Origin of the sequence: Flavobacterium reichenbachii, assembly GCF_002217435.1 — a bacterium.
In the GTDB taxonomy this organism is placed as follows: Bacteria; Bacteroidota; Bacteroidia; order Flavobacteriales; family Flavobacteriaceae; genus Flavobacterium; species Flavobacterium reichenbachii.
Genome location: NZ_MUHF01000013.1, coordinates 12,085 through 34,392 on the forward strand (window position 1 = coordinate 12,085; position 22,308 = coordinate 34,392).

Genomic DNA, 22,308 nt, shown 5'->3' on the forward strand with positions numbered 1-22,308 from the left:
TAAGTTTAAATTGCGACTACTCTTCGTCCGATATAAATTCTTTGTCTGTAGCCGTTTACGCCATAACTTCGTTCTACTTTTTCTACCTGAAAAGTTCCGTTTTTCTGCTTATCCTTTGCATTTTCAAGAACCACTTTGTCTGTAGGTCGCACAAACGGTTCTCCAAAAGTGAGAAAAGAACCTTCAAAACCGTTTGGTTTAGACTGCATGGCTCTTAAAGCACCATACTGATATAATTCTGAAGCCGCTTCTGTCGCTGCCTTTTTAAAAGCTGTTGGATCTTTTGGCAGTTCATCTGTATCATTATGCAAAACATGCGTTTTTATTAACTGTCCGTTCGGGTCGCCCAACTCAATGTAAATAGGCGTATTAGAATTTTTAAAGTATTTTTCTACTCGAGTACGTGTATTTTTTGCCGATTCGTTGACGGCTACTAATTTATCCTCTATAATATTGTAACGAAATCTAAAACGAACCTTTCCAGAAAAAACATCAGAAACAGATTGTGTGGCTTTACTCAATTGAGAACTTAAAAGATCAAGTCCCTGATTAATTAATTTTTTGACAAGTGATCCTGCCAGCGGACTTTTAATAAAATTTCGATCTACAAAACCGACCAATTCTGAGGCAGTATGCTCCTGCGGATTATTGGTAATGGTAAGTACAGGTCCTGTTGCTTCGATTTTAAAATAAGTAAAAATCCCCTTCTCTTTTAACATCTCAAAAACCTGTGCCAAAGTGTGGTTTCTGCTAATCATTATATTTCCCAATTCTTCGTTTAGAGCGTTTAATTTTATAGGTAATTTGAGCTCTTTGATTCTTTTTTCAAAGAAAGTTTTCGGATTAAAATTTTCTACATTTGTTGTTGGGTTTACCGCAATAGTATTATATAGGTCATTCTGATCCTGAACGTTATCATCGTCTACCGCTTTTATTTTTTTTAAAGCATACATCATGTCTTCGCAGGATATTGTTGCATTAATATCTGCTTGTACACCAGTAATGTAACCTCTAAAAGCGGGTTTGTAATCACCGTCATATCCCAGGAAAATTTCGATAAAATTTTCCAGTTTAAAGAAATCATAAATTGATTGTTCTTTACCGCTCGCATTCGCAAACAGATTCTGATCAAATCCTTTAGTATCAGTGTAAACTTTTTGAGGCATAACAATAACAGCCGTATCGGTAAGAGATTTGTACGAACTGCTTATTTCAACGTTTTTCACATAATTAAATTCATAGAATTTTGGCGTCGGAATAAGACTTATGGTTTCGTAAACTCTAATTTTAGCATTTAGTTTAAGCATTGTCTCTAATTATTAGTTCAACAGTTTCGTCTGATGTAGCGCTGGCTGTAAATTTTTGAATATTTTTTGTTCCGGAAATAGAAGGAATAGAGTAGGAGTCTATAACCAATTCGTAAATTCCAAATCGGTTCAGAATGGCATGTGTAACTCTTAAAGAATAAGGAGCATTTAAGAATTGTTTCAATAAAAAAAGCTTTTCTTTAGGATATTCATCCCCAGTTTCGTTAGCAATAAGCCCTTCTATAGAAATGCTGAAATCGCCGTTTGTAATATGCTCTTTTATAGTCGAATCTCTTCCTTCGATTCCTTCTTTCTTGATGATTTTAGAACGATTCAGGTTTACTGTTACCGCATCTATTCGTAAGCTTGGCAGATTCAGATCGCTTTTTACCAGTGGTTCAAAAACCAGCGGTGCAAAAACTCTCAGATTAAATTCGCCTCCGGTTTTGTCTATAATAAAATCTTTAGATTCCGATTCGTTATAATTAATACCAGAATATTCGATTTCTTTAGTGTCTAGAATATCGTTTACATTAAAATTGAATTTCATATTTTTTTATTTTTAATTTGAAAATGTTTTAGCAAAAGCCGTTATAAAAGTGCTTTCCAATCTGGTTTCTGTATGTTTTTGGAGCCACAAAGCTTCTTCGAGTAATTTGTAAAACTCATCCATCGATAATTGGTACGGATCTACCTGAAAAGCATTTCTAATTAAGGCAGCAGATTTTTTGAATTCGTCTTTTTGCGGTGTTGCATCTATTGCAAACTCGCTGTCCTTTTTTATTATTTCGATTATAGAATTTCCTGCAGAAAGCATGAATTCGTCTTCGTAAATTTCTTTTTCAAGTACACATTCCTGAAACAAAAACAGGATTGCATCATGCGGATTTTCCTTGTATTTATTTTGATATTTAAGAAATGTGGTAAAAGATGGTTTTTTGCAGAAAGCTGTAGTCAGCTGATCATCGGAAGTAAGTTTTAATACGGTACCGAATTTTTCTTTTAGTTTTTCTAAGGCTGTTTCGTCTAACATTTTTTAGGTTTTAGAAATTATTAAATAGAGCTGTCTCTGCTTTCTTTTTTGATGGCCTCGGTAAGACTTTCGTTTTTTTCGGATGATGAGGTTAAAGGTGTAACATTAAAATTTCCGATAAAAATGCTTCCTTCAGATGGCAGTCCCAGTGGGTTTTTAAAATTAGTTAAATCTGGTGCTGGTGGTGTTTCTCCTAAATCTTTTGGTGTATAATCCATGATTGGTTGAGTTTAATTGTTGATATATTGATTAAAAAATAAAGAATAGCTTTCTTGCTGACTTTCAAAAATATCTTTGAAAGTCAAGTCGTTATTGTGTTTTTTTTGAGATGTAATAGTGATTATTTGAGTATGTAAAAATACTTCTTAAGAGCGTGAAAAAAGAAAATTTGGAAGTGTGAATTCAGTAGTTTCAGTAGAAAATATTTCTGTATAAACTATTGAATTTTAATATTTTGTGTTTGTCTTTTTTGTTTAAAATTCACAGAAAAACTTCTGTTGTCAGTTTAAAAAAAACATTCAAGATTATAAAAAATAAAGTTTCTTATAATCTTGAATATTGTTATTTGAAATAAAATTTAAGGCTTCTTGTTTAAGATGCAGTTGTATAAGTCATGGTCATCATTCCGACATGATAATTGAGATCTGTGGTGGAGATCGTAATAAATCGTGCGGTAGTAGGAGTGTCTCTTTGAACTACTCCTGCAAGCGGAGTTGCAAATGGAGAAACCAGTGTACCAACGCCTAAATTAGTTGATGGTGAATTAATAGGGAAAGGAAGATCAATACGCAGTGCCGATGTTACTGAAGGCTCGGTAAAAGTAATTTGCAGCGGACAGCTTACCGTTACTACATTACCAACTTTTGTCCAACATGCAGCTTCAACGTAAAAGGCATTTATATTTGAGTCATTCGTCATTACAGGGATGTATGTTCCTGATGTAGCGCTTCCTCCGCCAATAGAATCTACATATTCTTTGGTTACCAGAGATTTATTGCCTCCTGAGTTGATTAGTTCTTTTGTAAGTGTGGGAGCAAGTAATCTGTTGTCGGCCTCTTTTCTGATTGCAATATTGCTCTGACCATCTCCTATTACTACTAAATTAGAATCGTTTGCAGAAAAGAAACCATCAAAACCACCGATAATCGTATTATAATTACCTGTTTTTACTCCAGCTTTTTGTGCCGGATTTATTATGATATTGCTATTTCCTGTAGTTACAGAAGCGTTAGTTATATTTTCAATTAATATATTTCTGCTTCCTGTAGTTAAGTCCCTTCCAGATTGGTATCCCATAGTAATATTAAAACTTCCGGTACTGCTGTTCGCTGATCCGTTTGCTAAATAACCTACCGAAGTATTATAAATACCCGAAGTTATCGCTCCTCCGGCACCTGCTCCAATTGCCGTGTTTCCTTTACCCGAAGTTAATTTGACTAAAGCACTTGATCCTACACCAGTAGACCAGTCAGATAAATTTTTAACCAAAGCAGCAGATCCTATAGCAGTATTGCATATGCCTGTTACGTTTTCATTCATGGCATAATTTCCTATTGCGGTATTATAACCTCCGGTAGTAGTTTTCATAGCGGCACCAGTTCCTACACCTGTGTTTGCTATGGCTGTAGTATTCTCTGATAATGCATACTGACCCAGACCCGTATTTTCTTCTCCTGTTGTATTTTTATCTAAAACACCTTCGCCAAGTACCACATTAGACACAATGCTTCCAGAGCCTTTACCAATTTTTACACCATTAATTAATTTATCTGTTCCTCCTAATTCCTGAAGTGATGTGTTATCTACTATTCCGGCTTGAGTTGCAGAAACTGGTAATACAAGATCATCTGTTGTAGCCAATTCATAAGTTCCATGGGGTTTATCTGGAAAATTAAAAGTCGGCCAAATATTAGGATTACCATCTGTTCTTTTAAAATTTAGTTTATTCCCGCCAAGACCAGGCATGCCGTCGAAATATGATATTTCACTATTGCCAATTGAAAAAGTAGTAGAATCTGAACTAGCTGAAGAGCGCTGATTATTAAAAATTAAATGACTGGGATATAAGCCGGTTTGGTTATTCTTATAATTTAGGTGTAAAGCTCCTAAGCCTAAATCAGTATGTATAGTGTTATCTGATCTGCTGTTTATATCTAAGCCCGAAATGCTTATTTTTGTTATTAAATCATTATAAGAATCATCAATTATTATAGTATTACGGGTTACATTTCCCCCATCGGTTACCGATTGTAAGTCAGCAGCAAATTTTCCTTTTTTTAACTGATTTCCATCAAAATAGGCAATGGTATCATGATTTGGTGTGCCGTTGGCAACAGCTATATTAATAATGCTTGTATTTGCCTCACCATAGAATCCGTTGCAGATCACAGAATTAACTCCTTCTATTGCAGGAGTCCAGTAGTATGCTGTTTCAACGTTCTCCTGAATCGGAGAAGCTGTAAATAACATTTCCTGTTCTACAGAATCAATAGTTAATTTAATTAGCATCTGAGCCCCCACGGCTGGATAATGAGGAATTCCATCGGGAATCTCTATAAAAACCCATTTGCCGGGAATTCCGGTACCAAAAAACATCGCATTATTCATTTCGTCATATGTAATGTAAGACGCTGTTTGAGAACCCAGAATATTGAACTCATTTACATTTTTAAATGTGAAATTATTTTTAGCAGCATCAAACTCTCTGTCTCCGGCAGCCAAATTATCGGTATCTCCAAATGACAATCCGCCTGAGGCACTAATTTCATTATTTGTAATTGTTATATTATTTCCGGCAGTATACAAATCCGGATGCGCTTTAGGATCAGACTTGTGCGCTTCAAATTGATCTTTTTCTGTCTTTGAGTCGAGTGTGCTTTTTAGATTAGTAATACTGCTCTGCGGAATTAGCTCGTCCTTATGCCAGAAACTCTGCCAGGTAGCCCAAAATTGTGCCTGCGAAGGTTTTTTGCCAGTTTTAAACCAGTCTAAAATGGTATTGATATTTGTTGCCATATTTGTTTGTTTTTAATGTTAAATTTTTGCGCTTGAGAATTCAAACTTATTATTGCTTATTTGCACCGCCTTAAGTAAATGCATCAAAAATATCAGACTTACATTTCTGATATTTTTGATGTTTAATTTTAATAAGAGATACTCTTTTTTAATTCTAATTTAGAGGTGTTATTTCCTCTATTTAACAACACCAGTCTGGTTACCGTCTTTGCTTAAAATTAAGCCTAGTGCAATGCAGATTCCTGTTATTTGTCCTCCAGTTTCTGCTGTAATGTAGCCTAAAGCAACTGCGGCAGCGACTCCTCCAACAATAATTCCTGTTAATGTTGTTTTCCAGTTTTTAATCATGTTTTTCATTTTGTTATAGTTTTAAATTGTTTAAGTAATTTAGTAGGCAATCATAAGTATTCCGGTAGAAGTGCGGTAGATATCTCCAGCTGTCAAACCAGCTGTTAGAGCGGTGCTATTGTCTGGATAAACAGGAGCTGTTCCGATGTTTAATATTCCGGTAAGAGATATTTTAGATCCTTTTGCAATAAATCTATTTCCTATATTAATGATACTGCTTGAAGCAGCATCTTCTGCAGTTCCTTCAGAACCTATATAAATATTGAAGTTTCCTGTAGTAATATGTTTTCCTGCAAATTTTCCTATTCCCACATTGCCATAACCTGTAGTAACAGCACCTAACGAATAATTTCCTACTGCATTATTAGAATGCCCAGATGTATTTAAACCCAAAGCAGTATGTCCAATTGCGGTGTTAGAAAAACCAGACGTATTGTAACGCAAGGCATAGGTTCCAATAGCGGCATTTTTGTCTGTACTAGAGGCGTCAGACATACAAAATGCACCAATAGCGGTAGACTGTCCTAATCCTGAACCCATTTTTGATAAAGCACTACAACCAATGGCTACATTATGAGGAGATGTTATGTTCTCGCTTAAAGCATAACTGCCTACTGCTGTGTTGGCAATAGCTGTAGTATTTTTGCTTAGAGCACGGCGGCCAAATGCATCGTTAAAAGAGCCAGTTGTATTTTCGTGCAAAGAAGATTCTCCTAATCCTGTATTAGAGCTTCCTGTACTATTCAGTTCTAGAACCCCAAATCCGACACTTGTATTGTTTGAACCGCTTGTACTTGTCGATAATGCATTAACACCAAGAACCGTATTTGATGTTCCTGTACCAGAACCTGCACCAACTCTGACACCATTAATTAATTTATCTGTGCCTCCCAATTCTTGTAAAGAAGAATTATCAACAATTCCTGATTGTGTTCCGGAAACAGGTAATCCTGTTCCGCTGGATAAGGTTATATCTCCACTTCCTATAATAGTTTCTCCATTTATAGTTTTAAAATCAGTTTCATCCGTTTTGGAATCGAGTAATTCGTCCAAACCTTCAACTTCTTTTATCAGAACTCTTTCATTTTTATGTCGAAAAGAATCCCAAGTGTCCCAAAATTGACTTTGTGTCGGTTTTAAACCAGTTTTAAACCAGTTCTTAATAGTATCTAATGCTTGTATAGCCATTTTTTATTTTTTTAATATTTATAACATTCTTTGTTGATTTCAGAGTTGTAAAATCAATGCTAAATTTTTAATAAAATCTTCTATTTGATTTAGCCATTTTTCACAATGATTTTTGTCGGGGATTTTGGGCCTTTTTTTCATACTTTTTCAATTAGGTGTATATAATTTAGGTTCAGATATTCATTATATGATGATTGTTTTTTTTAAAAACAGAGAGGAAATTTTCAAATTAAAATGAAGAAGAAACGACATTGTAATTTGATTTTTTGAGGATGTAAAAGTAGAACAGAAGAGTACAAAAAGAACAAAAAAAAGTGTTCCTTTTTCGGTAGTTTCAGTAGAAAGAAAACTTACTGAAACTACTGAATACAAGTGCTTTGAAATTTTAAAAACACAAACTTCAACCTTACTTTTGTATTCAGAAAAACAACATAGCGATGAGTAAAAATACAATTCACAATTTCGATATTTTAATAAAAAATAGTGCTGATATAGTAAGCTCAGAACATTTGACAGAAGCGGTCATAAGAGAGATGGCTAAAGTTTCAAAAGAAATGAATGAACAAAAAGATATCGTACAATTATGGCACGAGCAAAAAGCGCAAAATAATGCCGCTTTTGTAAACAATTATAGTACCTCAATCGAAGGAGGCGCGGCCGATAATACTGCTTCAAACCAAAGCATGTCGGCAGGCATTACTCCTTCTGATTTAGAGGGTAATTTAAATCGTTCAACTGCTTTTTCAGCAGGATCAATTTTCAGTGCTCCAAACGGAGGAGGCGTTACTGATACCAATGAGAGAATCGCAATGGATTTTTCTTCGTCAGACGACATTACTCCTTCGTTTTTAGGAGTCACAAGTATATCTGACCAGACTTATGCAAATGTTGCCGCACAGCAAATGATGACAGTACCGCAAAGACTTCAAATCAGCAGTAATGAGCCTTCTCCAGAGCTTATAAAAGCTGCAATGAAAAAGAAATTAGATGAGGCGGTTGCGGTAAATGATACTTCTTCAATTAATTATTGGACTACTCTTATAAAAGCTTTTGAAGAAGGAGCTGTTGCTGCAGATTATGACGGCAAGCCAAATGATTTGTTGTTTACACAAATGTATAATGCTCTAAAAGAATCAAAAGCAATCGAAAATCAAAATTTTAATTGGGAAAGCGTCCGTACAAAAATGCTTAACGCAATCGATGCCAATATTCTCAATGGAATAATTTCGGATGAAAATAAAAAACGCTGGACAACGATCAAAAATCAACTTGCCGACGATAAAACCAATGTTGCCAATCTTTTTGAACAATACGACGAATTGTTTTTATTATTGAAAGAAGTAGAAGGTCTGGAAAAATTACCGAGCACCATCACGATAACTACAAAAACCAAAATATATCCTAACTTAAGTGCAGACAGAGTATACCCTCCTATAGGGAAAGAAGCGGTGTATGTATTCTTAAAAGAAATAAGTAATAAAGATATTAATGGAAGTCCGGTTAAGAAAGGTGCCGTAAAAATTAAAAATACAACAGCATCTTCTTTTATTGTTGGAGAAAGTCTGGAGTTTTTTGTTGAAGATTCAGCAAAACAACATGAAGCTCTAAAAGAGAATATTAACTGGATCGTATATAAAGACAAAGAGAAAGGAATTGATTTTATTAATGAAGGAACGACTTTTAGCTACAATTTTGACACACCTGGAGTATATAAAATTGAAGCCTATGGAATAAGCCCCGGAGCAAAGAAAAAAGCAAAAACAGCTGCTTTTGTTGAGGTAAAAATAATTGCGCAGCAAATCGTAATTAAAGCTCCTGCTGCTGTTAAAAAAGGATTTGCAAGACCAGCTGCAGAAGAGAAAGTATTTAATGTGACTCTGAAAAATCCTGCAGTAAAAACATTAAATCCATTAAAATTTTATTACCAGATAGAAAATATAAAGGAGGATAAAGTAAGCACAATTGCAGCAGAAAAAGAATTGGACTCAACAGGTATCATTAAACTTGCTATGCCTGATTTAGGAACTTATAAAATTAAAGTCACTAGTAAAGGTCAATATGTATTAAAGCAAGAATCTGTAATTGAGGTAATTAAAAATGAAGTTACGAGTATTGGTTTAATGGAAGCAGGCGATAATGTTTTTGTAATGGGCAACCCAAAGAAAACGTTCACATTAGAAGCAAAAAGCTTTAAAATAAATCCCGCAACAGACGAAGAAAAAGAAGATGTAAAATGGATCATTTATGATGCTGATAATAAACTATACATTCCGCCTGGAGGTACAATTATTAACGAAAACAAAGACACTCAAAAACCGTTTCTTCATAAATGGAGCTTCTTTACGATACCGATTCCTCAAAAAGAAGGAAATTATATTGTTGAGGCATACAGCCACAGAAAAAAAGGTGCTAATGCAGCATCTGCTTTTAAACTAGAGGTAAAGCGTCCGCAGGTGTCAGAAGCATACTGGGGTTATAAGGACGGAAGTAAAAAGAAAACATCTGGTTTTGCAGGAGAAGTCAATTACATAAAAGCTAATATTCCGGGATACAGTAATCAATCCGTAAGAATTAATTTTTATTTAAATAACAGTAAAGAGCCAAACTATTATAACGACACCAAAACAAATGAAAACGGCGCAGTAAATAAAATTATAAAATTTGATGATGCATTACAGAAACGTTTTGGAATTGAAGACGAAACAACAGCCAAAATCAGCTTTAAATTAATGGGAATTCAAAACGGAAGATTATACCCATTTAAGAAAAATGCCAATGTTAATTCAGACTCAATTTTAGATGTTACGTCACGTGAAAAAATAACGGATGTTTATTTTCAATATGAAGGCAGAAGGGTAACAGCACAAGATCAAATTGCTCTTAGCTATAGCGGTGCATTTGTTACAATTGTAGCTAAAACCCAAAATATGATAGGAAAGGAAATTGTATTAACTGCCCATAAAGTGGGAGAAGATCCAATATATGCAAAAAAGACAAAAATAGATTCAGAAGGTAAAGCAGTTGCAACTTTTAAAATCACGCGCCGTAAAGGGACAAAAATTGGAGAAAAAATGAGTTATTATGTTGGTATTGAAGGATGTTCTACAAAACATGTAAGTTATAAAGGGTTGAATATGATTGTCTCTGAAAACAATAATGCAAATGGATATGGTATTGATGTTTCGTATTTTTTAGCGAAATATAATGGAACTACTAAAGTTGAAGCTAATCTTAAAGTTTTGCTGAACGACATGAATGAATATTATACCGCAGAAAAAATAACACCACAAAAACAACAAGTTGCTTACATACTTGCTACAGCGTATACAGAAACATTTAATACATTTGAACCTGTACTAGAGAGTTATTGGGTTGATAAAAAAACAAGAGAAGAGTATTGTTATAAATACGATCCTGTCTTAGCAGATACTGAAAAAAGAAGGAAAACCGCAATTGAGAGAGGTAATACAGAAAAAGGAGACGGAGTAAAATACTGTGGCAGAGGCTATGTACAATTAACATGGAAGAATAACTATAAGAAGATAAAAGATAAGTTCGGTATAGATGTCGTTAATTATCCTGATAAAGCATTGGAACCAAAATTAGCGGCTAAAATTATGATTTGGGGAATGGACAATGGAATTTTTACGGGTGTAGGAATTAATAGGTATATAAATGATTCTAAAACAGACTATATTAATGCTAGAAAAGTTATTAATGGAATAGATCGAAAAAACGAAATAGCAAATGATGCTAGAATGTTTGAGAAAGATTTAAAAATATTTGAAAGCATGGAAACGTTTGTACCAAAATCTTTAGCGACAGCTCTTGAAGAGATGAAAATAATTGCAGATAAACATCTCCCATATGAAAAAGAAGGAAATACAGGAAAATCTGATGGATTAAGAACTTCATTAAATGATAATGCATTAAGTAAAATGGATTGTTCAGAATTTGTTTGCAGATACTTACATAAGTTAGGTATAACCAAAGAGGTTAAATGGGTAACTACGGCTAGTATGACATCAGAATCTTCATTTCAAAAAACTTTGGGAACAGATAAAATAAAATTTGTTGGTAATTCTCAAGATTTCAAACCTCAAGCAGGAGATATTTTTGTGTGGAGTAGAACACCTGGTGACGGACATACAGGTGTTGTATATAAATATGATAGTACAAATGATCTTGTAACTATACTGGAAGCAATTGGGTCATCTGGAAGTGCTGATGAAAAGACAAATAGAAATAATGGTGGATATACTCTACCCACTTGCACCAGAACTTCTGTTTATAAAACAAAAGGAGAAGCTTTGTTTGGTCACACAGGATTTATTGGTTATTTTAGACCTCAAATATTATAAAATATGAAATCATTAAAAGAATACTGCTTAATCTTATTTTTCACATTTTCAATCTTTGGATGTAAAGATAGTAACGTAGAAAAAAAAGAAGAAATCAAACCTCAAAAGGAGAACAGCAATCTGAATTTTGATAAAGTATTAAAAATAAATGACTATGTAGTGGGGATTTCAGAAGCAGGGTATTTATTTACAACATCTTATGATAATGGAGTTTATTATGAGCCTAAAAGGGGAAATGACTTAGGTAATTTAGTAACTTTTTTAATTCCCAAAGATTTTCTTTTTTTTCAAAAGCATTCAAAATACATAAAAGATGATGAATATGAGCCTTTGGAGGAATACATAAATAAATTAAGTATAGAAGAATATAAAAAAGCATTTGATATTTATGTTTTTTTGGTAGACAAAAAATATTTAGTTCCAACGCCCGGGTACGATAGTCCATATGATTATACCAAAAAGTATCAAACAGATTTATACCAGTTTAAAGATAATTCGTGGCAAAAAATAGAGTCTTTTAATGTTGATAATGAGAAAATGGGTAATAAAGAAAACCTTTGGAGACGGGAGTTTATTGAAAAAAAATCTAAGGAACTTCAAACGGCTTTTTTTAATTCTATTTCTAAATTAAAAATTGATGATTCGTGGTATAGAGATTATGGTGTGCCTCTAGATGCTTATGAGCCAAATTATAGTTATGTATATTATATAAAAGTTGCTAAGGATTCTTCTTATATTGTAGAGCGGCCATTAAAAGATTTGTTGGTACCTTACCAAAACGGAGATACTTTGTTTTTGTATCATAAACAATGCCTTCTTTACGATTCAAAATATCTTAATAATGAAAAGATTCCCGAGGTGAAAATAGTCAAAGTAAAAGACAAGTATTATGTTACCAGTGAAGTTTTTGATTTAAAAAACAGTATTTCTACTAAACCAGAAAAATATGGTTTTCCGGTTCATGAGTCAAAATAAAAATTGCAAACAAAAAGCTGTCGATTAAGACAGCTTTTTGTTTTATATCAAAACTAATAAAAAGCACACCCTATGATTGGGTAAGATTTCCAACAAAAATTCAAACCTAAAAGTAAAAAATCACGTATATAAGATATGATGCCGTTTAATGGCAGAAACCATACATGATGCTTTACAAAAATATATTATTGATTGATGATGATCAGGACGATGCTGAAATATTTACCGATGCAATCCAATCACTGGAAAGAGGTATTTTAGTACAATCGTTATTTAATTCGGTATTGGCATTTGAAGAATTAAGAAATAAAGAGCTGCTGCCAGATCTTATTCTTTTAGATTACAATATGCCGGCTTTAAACGGATACGAATTTTTGCAGAAAATGAAAACAAATGAGCGTCTTCAAAATATTCCTGTCATAATGATATCTACACCAACAGACGAATTCATACTTCAGGCTATAAAAACCGATGGTCTCTGTCGTTACTTTAGCAAACCAAACAGTTACAACGAATTGGTGAGTATTCTAAGCGGTATTCTGTAATTTTTTTTCTGTAATTTTTTTAGTTGATATAAGCCGTTTGTCCCTGAAACGGCCGCATTTAATTTTCCATTTCTTAGATTTAAAGAAAAAAGTTATATATTTGATTATCAGATGTAAAATTGTTTTTGAGTAAGATTTTATACGAAGGATTTAAAATCTGGAAATAGAAATTTTTCGATTGCTACTAATAATCGGAATCTATATTAACTAAAAAATAGTATTATGAAATCAAAAATGTTTTTATTCTTTACAATCGTATTGACTAGTTTATCTGTTTTTTCACAATCCAATTTGGTGTCTGCGTCCGAATTCCAAAAAAGCGTTGGTAAATGGAAAGGGACCTTAATTTATTTGGATTATAAGACAAGTAAACCCTATGAAATGCCAGCCGATTTGGAAGTAATTCAAAGCAATGAGTTGAATCAATTTAAATTTAACAACTTTTATCCCAATGAAACTTCGGCAAATTCTTCCCATACGATCGCAATAACAGATGATGGAAAAAAATTGAACGACGAGCTTGTAAAATCCAATAAGAAATTGTCAGACGGAAGCCTGGAAATAATTACAGAAATACTGGGTAAAGACGGGAACGACAATGCATCGGCATTAATTAGACATACTTATTTAATTGGAGCTAAAACATTTGAAATTAAAAAAGAAGTGCAGTTTACCGGAACAAAAATCTGGCTGCTGAGACATACTTATAAATATTCTAAAGTTTAACCATTTTCAAAATTTCCTGTCAAATTCATTTTAGCTTTTATAAAATTAGGTCATGCTTTTTTTAAGCATTCACGATCATATACCTCTTTTCGCAGTCCACTGCTGGAGAAACGATGATTACGTTTATTATAGATCAATTTTATTTCCATATTTTCACAATATTCGCGTCCGGTAAAATTTTTGTCTTTGTACTCATCGCCCAATATTCTAACATCTATAGGAAACGCCTGCAAGATGTCCTGTAAATCCAGTTCTGTTGCATAAGGAATAATTTCGTCGACATATTTACACGCTCTGAGCTGAATGTAGCGCTCTACCACAGACTGTGTTGGTTTATTTTTCTCCGGTCTGTCGAGTGTAGGGTCTGTTTGTAATCCTACAATTAAATAATCACAGTACAATTTTGCCTCTTCAAGCATTTTTACGTGACCTGCGTGCAGTAAATCAAAAGCACTAAAAGTAATTCCGGTTATTGTTTTTGTTAATTCCATCTTCTAATTTTTCATTAAATGTTTATTTAAAAAAATTAATTACCTGATTAAGGATATTATTTTTTCTCTTAAAATCTGTTTGTGCCTTGATTACGGCTTGAATATATTCCTGATGCGGAATCCGATTTTTATTTTCGTCTAAATCCCAGATCCCGCATTCGCAGTATTTTGTTAAATCGTCCCAATCAGGTCTGTCTGTTACAGGATAAATGCAGATTCCTTTTATGTCTACACCCAGATCTTTTGCTTTAATGCATTCGGCTGTAATTTCTTCAAGCCATTCGACACGGCCAATACCAAAATGTCCTGTTTCAGAAATAATTACAGGTTTTTTATACCGTTCGTAGGCAGACTGTAATAGTTCAGAAAATGGTGTTCGTTTCTGTTCTGTATCGGGCCAGTCGAGCGTTTCGCCGCTGCCTTTCCATTGACAGTTCCAATAATAATTGAATCCAAGAATCTCCAGAAAATCTTCAGAACCTCCCAATTCGGGACAGATTCTTCCCGCGATGATGTCCATCGCCTGAAACTGATATTCATTTAACTGCCATACATCCTGCTGAGGTTCTGTTGGATGAATTTTTACTAAAGGTTCTACCAAAACAATTTTACAATCGGGGTCGGTAATTTTGAGCATTTTTATTCCCAAAATGGCTGCTTTGCACAAATGGTATTTAATATCCCAGCCCGAGTTTACAGCAAATGGCACAGTACCGCGCACATCGCCCGAATGCCAGGACAAAAAGCTGATTTCATTTATCGGAACTACAAACAAAGGCTGTTTTGAATTGGCTTTGTAAAAAAGGGCAAAAGCTTCACATAATTGCTCAAATCTATTACAAAACAAAGGATGAGTGGGGAAGATGCCATCTGGATAACCAAAATGAATCAAATCCCAAATCTGCTGAATCCCAAGTTTTTCTGCCGATTTCATTAATTTTAAAACTTCAGAAAAATCAAAAATTCCCGGAGCTTTTTCTACTTCACTCCAGCAGATTCCTTCCCGAACCGTTTTGATTCCGATTGCCGACAAAGCTTCATAATCCTGATGAAACCGAATATCATGTTCGGTTTCTTTTAAAAGATTGATCCTCTTACCAGATCGGTTGATGTGATCTGCACATTCAAAACCGCCCATAAAAAAGCTGTTAAAAAGTTTCATTAAACGGCTGTTTTAAGTGGTTTCGTGCTTATTTCCAAATGTTCAAACAAATCGAGTGCATTTTTAAATGCCTGATCCATGTTGAAATATTTATAATTGGCTAGCCTTCCCACAAAATGTACATCTGGTAAATTTTCTGCTTCTGCTTTATACTTTGTGTATATTTCCTGATTTCGAGGATTTGGAACTGGATAATAAGGCTCCCCTTCATCTACAGTAAATTCTTTGACAACAGTAGTTTTTTCAGAAGTTTGATTGCCAAAGTGCTTGTACTCAATAATACGGGTAAAATCAACTTCCATTCCCGGATAATTAACAACCGAGTTTTCCTGAAAGAATTCCGCGTCAACCGTTTCGCTTACAAAATTAATCGAGCGGTATTCCAGTTTTTCAATCAAACTGTGTTTAAATTCAAAAAAGCGATCAATAGGCCCAGTGTAAAATAGTTTTTCAAAATTCTTATACTGATCTTTTACATCAAAATAATCCGTTTCCAAAAGGACTTCGATATTTGGATGATTTAAGATATTTTCAAACAATTGTGTATAACCGCCTTTTGGCAGTGCCTGCCATTTATCAGAAAAATAGCGGTCATCGTAATTGGTTCTAACCGGAATTCTCTCCAATACAGAAGCATCTAATTCAACCGGATATTTGTCCCATTGTTTTTTAGTGTAATACTTAAACATTTTTTCATACAAAATCGGACCAACACGATTTAAAACCGCCTCTTCACCGTTCTCAGGTTTCTTAAAAGGCATTCTATGATCTTCCAGCCAGTTTATCATCTCTTCTTCAGACGAAATATTAATGTCGTATATTTCGTTTACCGTAGTAATATTTACCGGAATCGGAACTGTTTTTTCTCCAACTCTTGCAATCACTTTATGTTCCCAGCGATACCAGTTAGAAAAGCTGTTAACGTATTTCCAAACCGATTCTTCATTGGTATGAAATAAATGTGCTCCGTATTTCGAAACTAAAATTCCGTTGTCGTCTGTATAATCATAACAGTTTCCTGCAATGTGATTTCTTTTTTCAATAATCAGAACCTTTTTTCCAATCGACGCATATCGTTCTGCCAGAACAGCTCCAGAAATTCCTGCGCCTATAATTAAAATGTCTATGTGTTTCATTTGGCAAAAGATTTAAGGATTGATTTCATTTTTTCTGTCGTAGCATCCCAAGATGTTTTTTTGAGGATTTTTTGATATTCAATATTCATAGATTGAATATCAGACTGATCGAGTAAAAAAGATATCTCTTCTGCAAACTCATCTGCTGTTTCGATCAAGCTTACGCAAATGCTGTAATCTCGTACCACATCAATAATTTTGGTAGATATGATCGGTTTTTTAGCCGCCATATATTCTAAAGTTTTAGTTGGGCTGATGTATTTTGTTGCGTCATTTAATGCAAAAGGCATCATAGCGATGTCAAAAGCTTTAAGGTAATTTGGAAGTTCATTGTAAGACTTCATTCCCAAATAATAAATATTTGATTCCTGAGGCAGATCTGCCTCTTCGATTTTAGCCAGCGGGCCAATCATAACAAAAGAAACGTTAGGCAGCTTTTTTGCAGTCTCCTGTAATAGATCCAGATCAATTCGCTCATCGATTACACCATAATATCCCACTATAGGACCTTGAATATCAATATCGGCAGGAACAGAAAGAGCGCTGAGAGCTTGTCCAAAATGTTTCTCGTCTACAGAACTTGGAAAACAATGTACATTGCTGTGCAATTGATTTTTTGATTCAAACAATGATTTTCCGCCTGTAAAAATAACATCGGCATTTGCCATTAAATATTTTTCCTGATCGATCAAGTGTGCCGGAGCACCTTTAAATAAAGATAATTCATCCATGCAGTCATAGACAATTGTATCAAATTCCAGTGTTTCTAATAAAGGACAAAATGAAGCAGAATAAAACCATCCGACTGCTATACTTTTGTTTTTTACATAAGAAGGAATAATTGCTGCAATCGATTCAATATTGGTAACATTGGGCTGTAAGACATGAAGATTTTCATTAATCACGATTAATTTGCCTGAACTTTCATTTTGCGGATCAAACCAAGGTTCCTCAATAAATAAAACTTTCATAGTTTCTGCCATTCGGCTGATGAGGTGCTGCGGACGCTGATAAACAAACTGCCATCTCAAATGACAAAAAACAATCATATCGTAATGTTGTGCCTGCTCGTCTACTTTAGAAACGGTTTTTCCTGAGCTAATCTTAGTCTCTTTTAAATTATTTGTCATAATAATGATTTTGAATTATTCGAATTTGTTGGGGGTATTCCAGAAGGAATCAATCTCTAAAAGATCTGAAGTAAAAGTATTGGCGCAGGAGGGACTCTTTTTACAAATAAAGCGCTGAGTGTTACATAATTTACAGTCAGCTCTTATAATTTAAATAAAGAAGAAATACATGGAATTAACCATAAAACAAAAAAAATCTTATTCTTAGTTTTTAAACAGATTAGATTTAAAAACTAAAAATAAGATGATATTAAGAAAAGCGGAAATTGAAGATTTCTACAGCATTATCAAGAACAATCGCTGCAAACACCAATCAAGACACAATTCATTCGCTGTACATTGTATTTTTTTTCCAACGAAAATTCGACAGGAGCAGGAAGGCATTCTATAGTTTCGCATTTTATGCATCGAAAATGAAAGTGATTGTCCGGCAGTAATTTTTCATCACATTTTACACAAACGGCAAAATATTGTTTCCCATCATCTGCCACTATTTTATGCAAAATTTCATCTTCGCAAAAGCGGTTTAATATTCTGTAAACGGTGGCTCTGTCAATGCTTTGATCTATTTGTTTTGCAATTGCATCCTGACTCATTGCTTTTCGCGAGTTGGTCAGCACCTGTAAAACAGCTTCTTTGGATATCGTATTTCTTCTTTTCATGCTCTTGCAAAGATACATAAAAAAATTAATGCGACTTAATCGCAATAATTTAATGCGATTAAGTTGCATTAATATGATTTTTGCCTATTTTTGTTGAAAGTTTTATAGACATGATAAAAGAAAATATCCTAAATGAAATTTCTCAAGAATCACTTGTAGAAGTGTTTACGACAAATATTCAATGCAAAGTACAGGCAGAAACTACTTTAAAAAAGCTTCAAACTGCTTTTCCAGAATCTAAAATTAATTTTGATATAAATGAAACTGAACTGCCATATCCTGCAGGTCATACCATTTTAAGAGTTGAAAATCATACCATAAATGCCGAAGAAATAATAAGAATAGTAAATCTCTCAGGATTTAGGTGCGACATATTAGAAGATAAAAAACGATGTACAGATAATTAAAATTCAATTTTATGACAGATAATAAAAAATTCGAGATAATCATTATTGGAGGGAGTTATGCGGGACTTTCTGCAGCAATGTCTTTGGGGCGTGCTCTGCGAAGTGTTTTAATCATAGACAGCGGATTTCCCTGCAACCGCCAAACACCTCATTCGCACAATTTTATTACGCAGGACGGAGAGAAACCCGATCTAATTGCAGCTAAAGCCAAAGCGCAGGTGTTGAAATATAAAACAGTGCAATTTCATTCCGGATTTGCCATTTTGGGAAAGAAAACCGAAAACGGTTTTACAATCACAACAGAAGCAGGAGAAGAATTTACAGCTCAAAAACTGATTTTTGCAACTGGTGTCAAAGACATTATGCCCGAAATAAAGGGATTTTCTGAATGCTGGGGAATATCTGTAATTCATTGTCCATATTGCCACGGCTACGAAGTAAAAAACGAAAAAACCGGAATTTTGGCCAATGGGAATTTTGCTTTTCACTATGCCCAGCTTATTCGTAATTGGACAAAAGATTTAACGATTTTCACCAACGGAAAATCAACTTTGACTCAGGAAGAAACCGATAAAATTACGAAGTATAACATTCCAATAATAGAAAAAGAAATTGCTGAGGTAAAGCACAAAAATGGGAATGTAGAACAAATCGTTTTTAATGATAATTCCGTTTTTGACTTAAAAGCAATATATTCTCGTCCGTCTTTTGAGCAGCATTGCAAAATACCAGAAATGCTGGGCTGTGAATTGACAGAGCAAGGATATATGAAAGTTGATGCATTTCAGAAAACAAACATACCAGATGTTTTTGCCTGCGGCGATAATGCTTCTCCAATGCGTTCTGTAGCTGGTGCAGTGGCGTCAGGAAGTATGGCGGGCGCGGTATTAAATAATTTAATGACCGAAGAGGAATTTCAATAATAAAATCACAACATCTTTCTTAAAAACTCTGATTTTTATGCTTAGTACCCAATTGTTATATTTTCAGGAACTAAGCACTTCTAAATTTTATGTCTTTAAAAAATCACCAAAAAATTTTGATTACTAAAACGTTTTAGTATATTTGCTTATCTGATCATGTTTTTGCATATAACTAATTATATTTTGATTTTTGTTTTTAATAATTCTTTCAATTGTTAAAATAATAATTTTATTGTAGTTAATAGGTTAATATTTGATTGATTGGATATCTTGTTTCTAAGCCGAAAAGGCGCTGTAAATTCAATCAAATTAAGACTGTTTTTGATACATTTCTAAGTTCTTTCTTTCTGTAAATTTTGTCTTTTAGCAAGATTGGTCTCAATTCCAGATTTGATTTGACCAAGGAGAATAGTATTGTTGTTTGACAATATAGTATTGAATGGTAAAATTGTTTCTTTTTAGGTTTGAAAATTAATAAGAGTATCGAAAATTTAATTGATCATAAGTAAAAAATAATAAAATGAATACTAAATGTCAATAACAATAGGAGTAGATGTTGGAGGTAGTCACATTAGCAGTGCTGCTGTAAATAGCGAAGATTTTGTGATAATTCCGGGAACATATTTTAGCGGTTCTGTAGATAGTAAAGCATCTAAAGAAGTCATCATAAAAAAATGGGCTGAAATAATTAATCAAACAATTCAAATTGTCCAGAAAACATATTCTTTGACAGAAACAATCGGAATTGCTTTTTCGATGCCAGGTCCATTTCAATATGAAACCGGAATAGCAATGTTTAAAGGAAATGATAAATACGAGTCCTTATATAATGTTTCGATTTCAGAAGAACTTACAAAATACATAAGTGCCAAAAATGTGAGCTTTAGGTTTCTAAATGATGCGAGCTGTTTTGGAGTTGGAGGTTCGCTAAAACCAGAATCGGTACTTTACAGTAAAGTTATTGCCATTACTTTGGGAACTGGTTTTGGCGCCGCATTTTTAGATAACAAATTACCTCTTACACAAGGAGATACAATACCGCATAATGGCTGTCTATGGGATAAACCTTTTAAGGAAGGAATTGCAGACAACTATTTTTCTACACGCTGGTTTTCTAACCAATACGAAAACAGTACAGGAAATAAATTGACAGATGGCGTAAAGGAAATAGCAGGAATCGAAAATAGTGAGACAGCCAGAATATTCGATGATTTTGCCTGTAATCTGACTGAGTTTTTAGCCCCGTGTATAGTAAAATTTGATGCAGATCTGCTTATTATCGGCGGTAATATTGCCAAGTCAAATCATTTATTTCTATCTAAACTGCAGCAAAATTTAAAAAATAAAAATATAGATATTTCAATCTCTATAATAGAAAACACAGAGCAGACCAGTATTTTAGGTTCAAGTTATTTATACAATGAATCTTTTTGGGAAAGAATTAAAGCAGAACTTCCTTATTTTTAGAAAAAGGAATGCTGTAATTTAAACATTAAATAGTTAGATTTCTATGTTAATTTACATCAATAATAACTTTACTATATTTGATCAAATTTTGATTTTAAATTAATATGAAGAAAAAACCTGTCTCTATTAGGAATATTGCAGATGAATTGAAGATATCTGTAACTACAGTATCTTTTGTTTTGAATGGTAAAGCAAAAGAAAAACACATTTCTAAGGAGCTTACAAAAAAGGTTTTAGATTATGCAAAATTAATAAATTACAGGCCTAACCAAATTGCTCAAAGTCTTCGAACCGGGAAATCTAAAATTTTGGTTTTTATGGTAGAGGATATTTCAAACAACTTCTTCTCTAAATTGGCCAGAATTTTTGAGGATATCGCCTATGAAAAAGGATATAAAGTTATTTTCTGCAGTAACGAGAACGACGATGAAAAATCGAATGAGTTAATTACCTTATTTAATTTCAGACAAGTAGATGGTTTTATTATAGTGCCTTCTCCCGGAATTAAAGAAACGATCGAAAACTTAATAAAAGATAACATTCCTGTAGTTTTACTAGACAGGATTTTTGATGGTTTAGAGTGCAGCAGTGTCGTTATTGATAATGAACAAGCATCTTTTGATGCCACACAGCACTTAATTGAAAGCAAGTTTAAAAATATTGGTTTTATTACAACCGCTTCAGACCAGAGCCAGATGCACGGGCGTTTGGTAGGATATGAAAAAGCAGCAATAAAAAATGGTCTAAAACCCAATACGCTTCAAATTCCTTTTAATGAGATTGTAAAAGGAAAAGGGAAGGAGTATATTAAAAACTTCGTAGACCAGCACCACGATTTAGATGCCGTATTTTTTTCAACTAATTATCTTGCACAAAGCGGACTCGAAGTTTTAAAAGAAAAAAATCCGCAGTTGATTAAGGATTTAGGAATCATTGCATTTGATGATAATGATATGTTTAAAATTTACGATCCAATGATTACGTCTGTTGCGCAGCCAATGATAGAAATTAGTACTAAATTAATGGAAGTGCTGCTCCCGCTTTTAAAAAAGAAAGATGCATCAGAAATCCATCAAAAAGTCGTTTTAAAGACAGAATTAATAATTAGGGAATCTTCGCTGGCAAAATAATTTCCTGCCTTACTTTTTAAGAAAAAAAACAAAACTTTACTTCTGAAAAATCTGAGTGTCAATTGTATAAATTGATTCTCAGATTTTTTTTTGTCTTTTTTAGTCCAAAAAAGAACTTTTCTGTAGTTATTAATTTTTAGATTTTTTTATGATTTTTTAATTTAGGTCGAAAATATAACGTTTTCGTAGAATTTTATTGAGTATAATTTAATAATTGATCTCAAATAAATGCATTTCTTATAAAATTAACATTAAAATTACATTAAGTAAAATAAATTTTTTTTTACTAAAACGTTTTAGTA

Annotated in this window: 20 protein-coding genes; 8 read left to right on the forward strand and 12 right to left on the reverse strand. The window is 33.5% G+C overall.

The features are described 5' to 3' along the window. Positions 1 to 5: 5 nt before the first annotated feature. The 7 genes from B0A68_RS12245 to B0A68_RS12275 form a co-directional block, all read right to left on the reverse strand. Positions 6 to 1,307: a hypothetical protein gene (locus B0A68_RS12245; RefSeq protein ID WP_035684729.1), complete on the reverse strand. Its 1,302-nt coding sequence runs from the start codon at positions 1,305 to 1,307 to the stop codon at positions 6 to 8. Further along, positions 1,300 to 1,857 carry a DUF6046 domain-containing protein gene (locus B0A68_RS12250; RefSeq protein ID WP_035684726.1) on the reverse strand — a complete coding sequence of 186 codons (558 nt, stop codon included), beginning with the start codon at positions 1,855 to 1,857 and terminating at the stop codon, positions 1,300 to 1,302. The genes B0A68_RS12245 and B0A68_RS12250 overlap by 8 nt, the downstream gene beginning before the upstream one ends. A 12-nt stretch (positions 1,858 to 1,869) precedes the next feature. Then, complete coding sequence (locus B0A68_RS12255; RefSeq protein ID WP_035684724.1) at positions 1,870 to 2,340, reverse strand: hypothetical protein; 471 nt, start codon at positions 2,338 to 2,340, stop codon at positions 1,870 to 1,872. A 20-nt stretch (positions 2,341 to 2,360) separates the two neighbouring features. Beyond that, positions 2,361 to 2,558 (reverse strand): hypothetical protein, encoded by a 198-nt coding sequence (locus tag B0A68_RS12260; protein WP_035684719.1) that lies wholly within the window; start codon positions 2,556 to 2,558, stop codon positions 2,361 to 2,363. Positions 2,559 to 2,931: 373 nt separating this feature from the next. Continuing rightward, positions 2,932 to 5,355 carry an autotransporter outer membrane beta-barrel domain-containing protein gene (locus B0A68_RS12265; RefSeq protein WP_035684718.1) on the reverse strand — a complete coding sequence of 808 codons (2,424 nt, stop codon included), beginning with the start codon at positions 5,353 to 5,355 and terminating at the stop codon, positions 2,932 to 2,934. Between the two features lie 177 nt (positions 5,356 to 5,532). Next, complete coding sequence (locus tag B0A68_RS12270; RefSeq protein ID WP_035684712.1) at positions 5,533 to 5,712, reverse strand: hypothetical protein; 180 nt, start codon at positions 5,710 to 5,712, stop codon at positions 5,533 to 5,535. A 30-nt stretch (positions 5,713 to 5,742) separates the two neighbouring features. Further along, positions 5,743 to 6,891, reverse strand: coding sequence for a hypothetical protein (locus B0A68_RS12275; protein WP_035684709.1), 1,149 nt, complete (start codon positions 6,889 to 6,891; stop codon positions 5,743 to 5,745). Positions 6,892 to 7,328: 437 nt separating this feature from the next. Between B0A68_RS12275 and B0A68_RS24475 the strand changes: the two genes are divergently transcribed. From B0A68_RS24475 to B0A68_RS12300, 4 genes are all read left to right on the forward strand, one after another. After that, positions 7,329 to 11,252 (forward strand): CHAP domain-containing protein, encoded by a 3,924-nt coding sequence (locus B0A68_RS24475; RefSeq protein WP_051892627.1) that lies wholly within the window; start codon positions 7,329 to 7,331, stop codon positions 11,250 to 11,252. Between the two features lie 3 nt (positions 11,253 to 11,255). Then, complete coding sequence (locus B0A68_RS12290) at positions 11,256 to 12,227, forward strand: hypothetical protein (protein ID WP_035684707.1); 972 nt, start codon at positions 11,256 to 11,258, stop codon at positions 12,225 to 12,227. Between the two features lie 164 nt (positions 12,228 to 12,391). Further along, on the forward strand, positions 12,392 to 12,772 hold the full coding sequence (locus B0A68_RS12295) for a response regulator (protein ID WP_051892625.1): 381 nt from the start codon (positions 12,392 to 12,394) through the stop codon (positions 12,770 to 12,772). A gap of 222 nt (positions 12,773 to 12,994) precedes the next feature. Further along, the gene (locus B0A68_RS12300) at positions 12,995 to 13,498 is read left to right on the forward strand and encodes a hypothetical protein (protein WP_035684705.1); all 504 of its coding nucleotides are present in this window, start codon (positions 12,995 to 12,997) and stop codon (positions 13,496 to 13,498) included. 50 nt (positions 13,499 to 13,548) lie between these two features. On the opposite strand, the gene B0A68_RS12305 is transcribed toward B0A68_RS12300, so the two are convergent. From B0A68_RS12305 to B0A68_RS12325, 5 genes are all read right to left on the reverse strand, one after another. Continuing rightward, positions 13,549 to 13,989 carry an adenylyltransferase/cytidyltransferase family protein gene (locus B0A68_RS12305; protein ID WP_035684703.1) on the reverse strand — a complete coding sequence of 147 codons (441 nt, stop codon included), beginning with the start codon at positions 13,987 to 13,989 and terminating at the stop codon, positions 13,549 to 13,551. Between the two features lie 22 nt (positions 13,990 to 14,011). Next, complete coding sequence (locus B0A68_RS12310) at positions 14,012 to 15,151, reverse strand: hypothetical protein (protein WP_035684701.1); 1,140 nt, start codon at positions 15,149 to 15,151, stop codon at positions 14,012 to 14,014. Beyond that, positions 15,151 to 16,287, reverse strand: a complete 1,137-nt coding sequence (gene glf, locus B0A68_RS12315) for a UDP-galactopyranose mutase (protein WP_035684699.1) — start codon at positions 16,285 to 16,287, stop codon at positions 15,151 to 15,153. Before glf ends, B0A68_RS12310 begins: the two co-directional genes overlap by 1 nt. Then, positions 16,284 to 17,417: a glycosyltransferase gene (locus tag B0A68_RS12320; protein WP_051892622.1), complete on the reverse strand. Its 1,134-nt coding sequence runs from the start codon at positions 17,415 to 17,417 to the stop codon at positions 16,284 to 16,286. The genes glf and B0A68_RS12320 overlap by 4 nt, the downstream gene beginning before the upstream one ends. A gap of 287 nt (positions 17,418 to 17,704) precedes the next feature. Next, positions 17,705 to 18,079, reverse strand: coding sequence for a Fur family transcriptional regulator (locus B0A68_RS12325; RefSeq protein WP_035684696.1), 375 nt, complete (start codon positions 18,077 to 18,079; stop codon positions 17,705 to 17,707). Positions 18,080 to 18,189: 110 nt separating this feature from the next. Here B0A68_RS12325 and B0A68_RS12330 point away from each other — a divergent pair, with 110 nt between their 5' ends. The 4 genes from B0A68_RS12330 (at position 18,190) to B0A68_RS12345 (ending at position 22,006) form a co-directional block, all read left to right on the forward strand. Beyond that, a complete protein-coding gene (locus B0A68_RS12330; protein WP_051892620.1) occupies positions 18,190 to 18,486 on the forward strand; it encodes a hypothetical protein in 297 nt (98 codons plus the stop codon). 11 nt (positions 18,487 to 18,497) lie between these two features. Further along, on the forward strand, positions 18,498 to 19,409 hold the full coding sequence (locus tag B0A68_RS12335) for an NAD(P)/FAD-dependent oxidoreductase (protein ID WP_035684695.1): 912 nt from the start codon (positions 18,498 to 18,500) through the stop codon (positions 19,407 to 19,409). A 531-nt stretch (positions 19,410 to 19,940) separates the two neighbouring features. Further along, the gene (locus B0A68_RS12340; protein WP_035684694.1) at positions 19,941 to 20,876 is read left to right on the forward strand and encodes an ROK family protein; all 936 of its coding nucleotides are present in this window, start codon (positions 19,941 to 19,943) and stop codon (positions 20,874 to 20,876) included. 104 nt (positions 20,877 to 20,980) lie between these two features. After that, on the forward strand, positions 20,981 to 22,006 hold the full coding sequence (locus B0A68_RS12345; RefSeq protein WP_035684693.1) for a LacI family DNA-binding transcriptional regulator: 1,026 nt from the start codon (positions 20,981 to 20,983) through the stop codon (positions 22,004 to 22,006). Positions 22,007 to 22,308 lie beyond the last annotated feature (302 nt).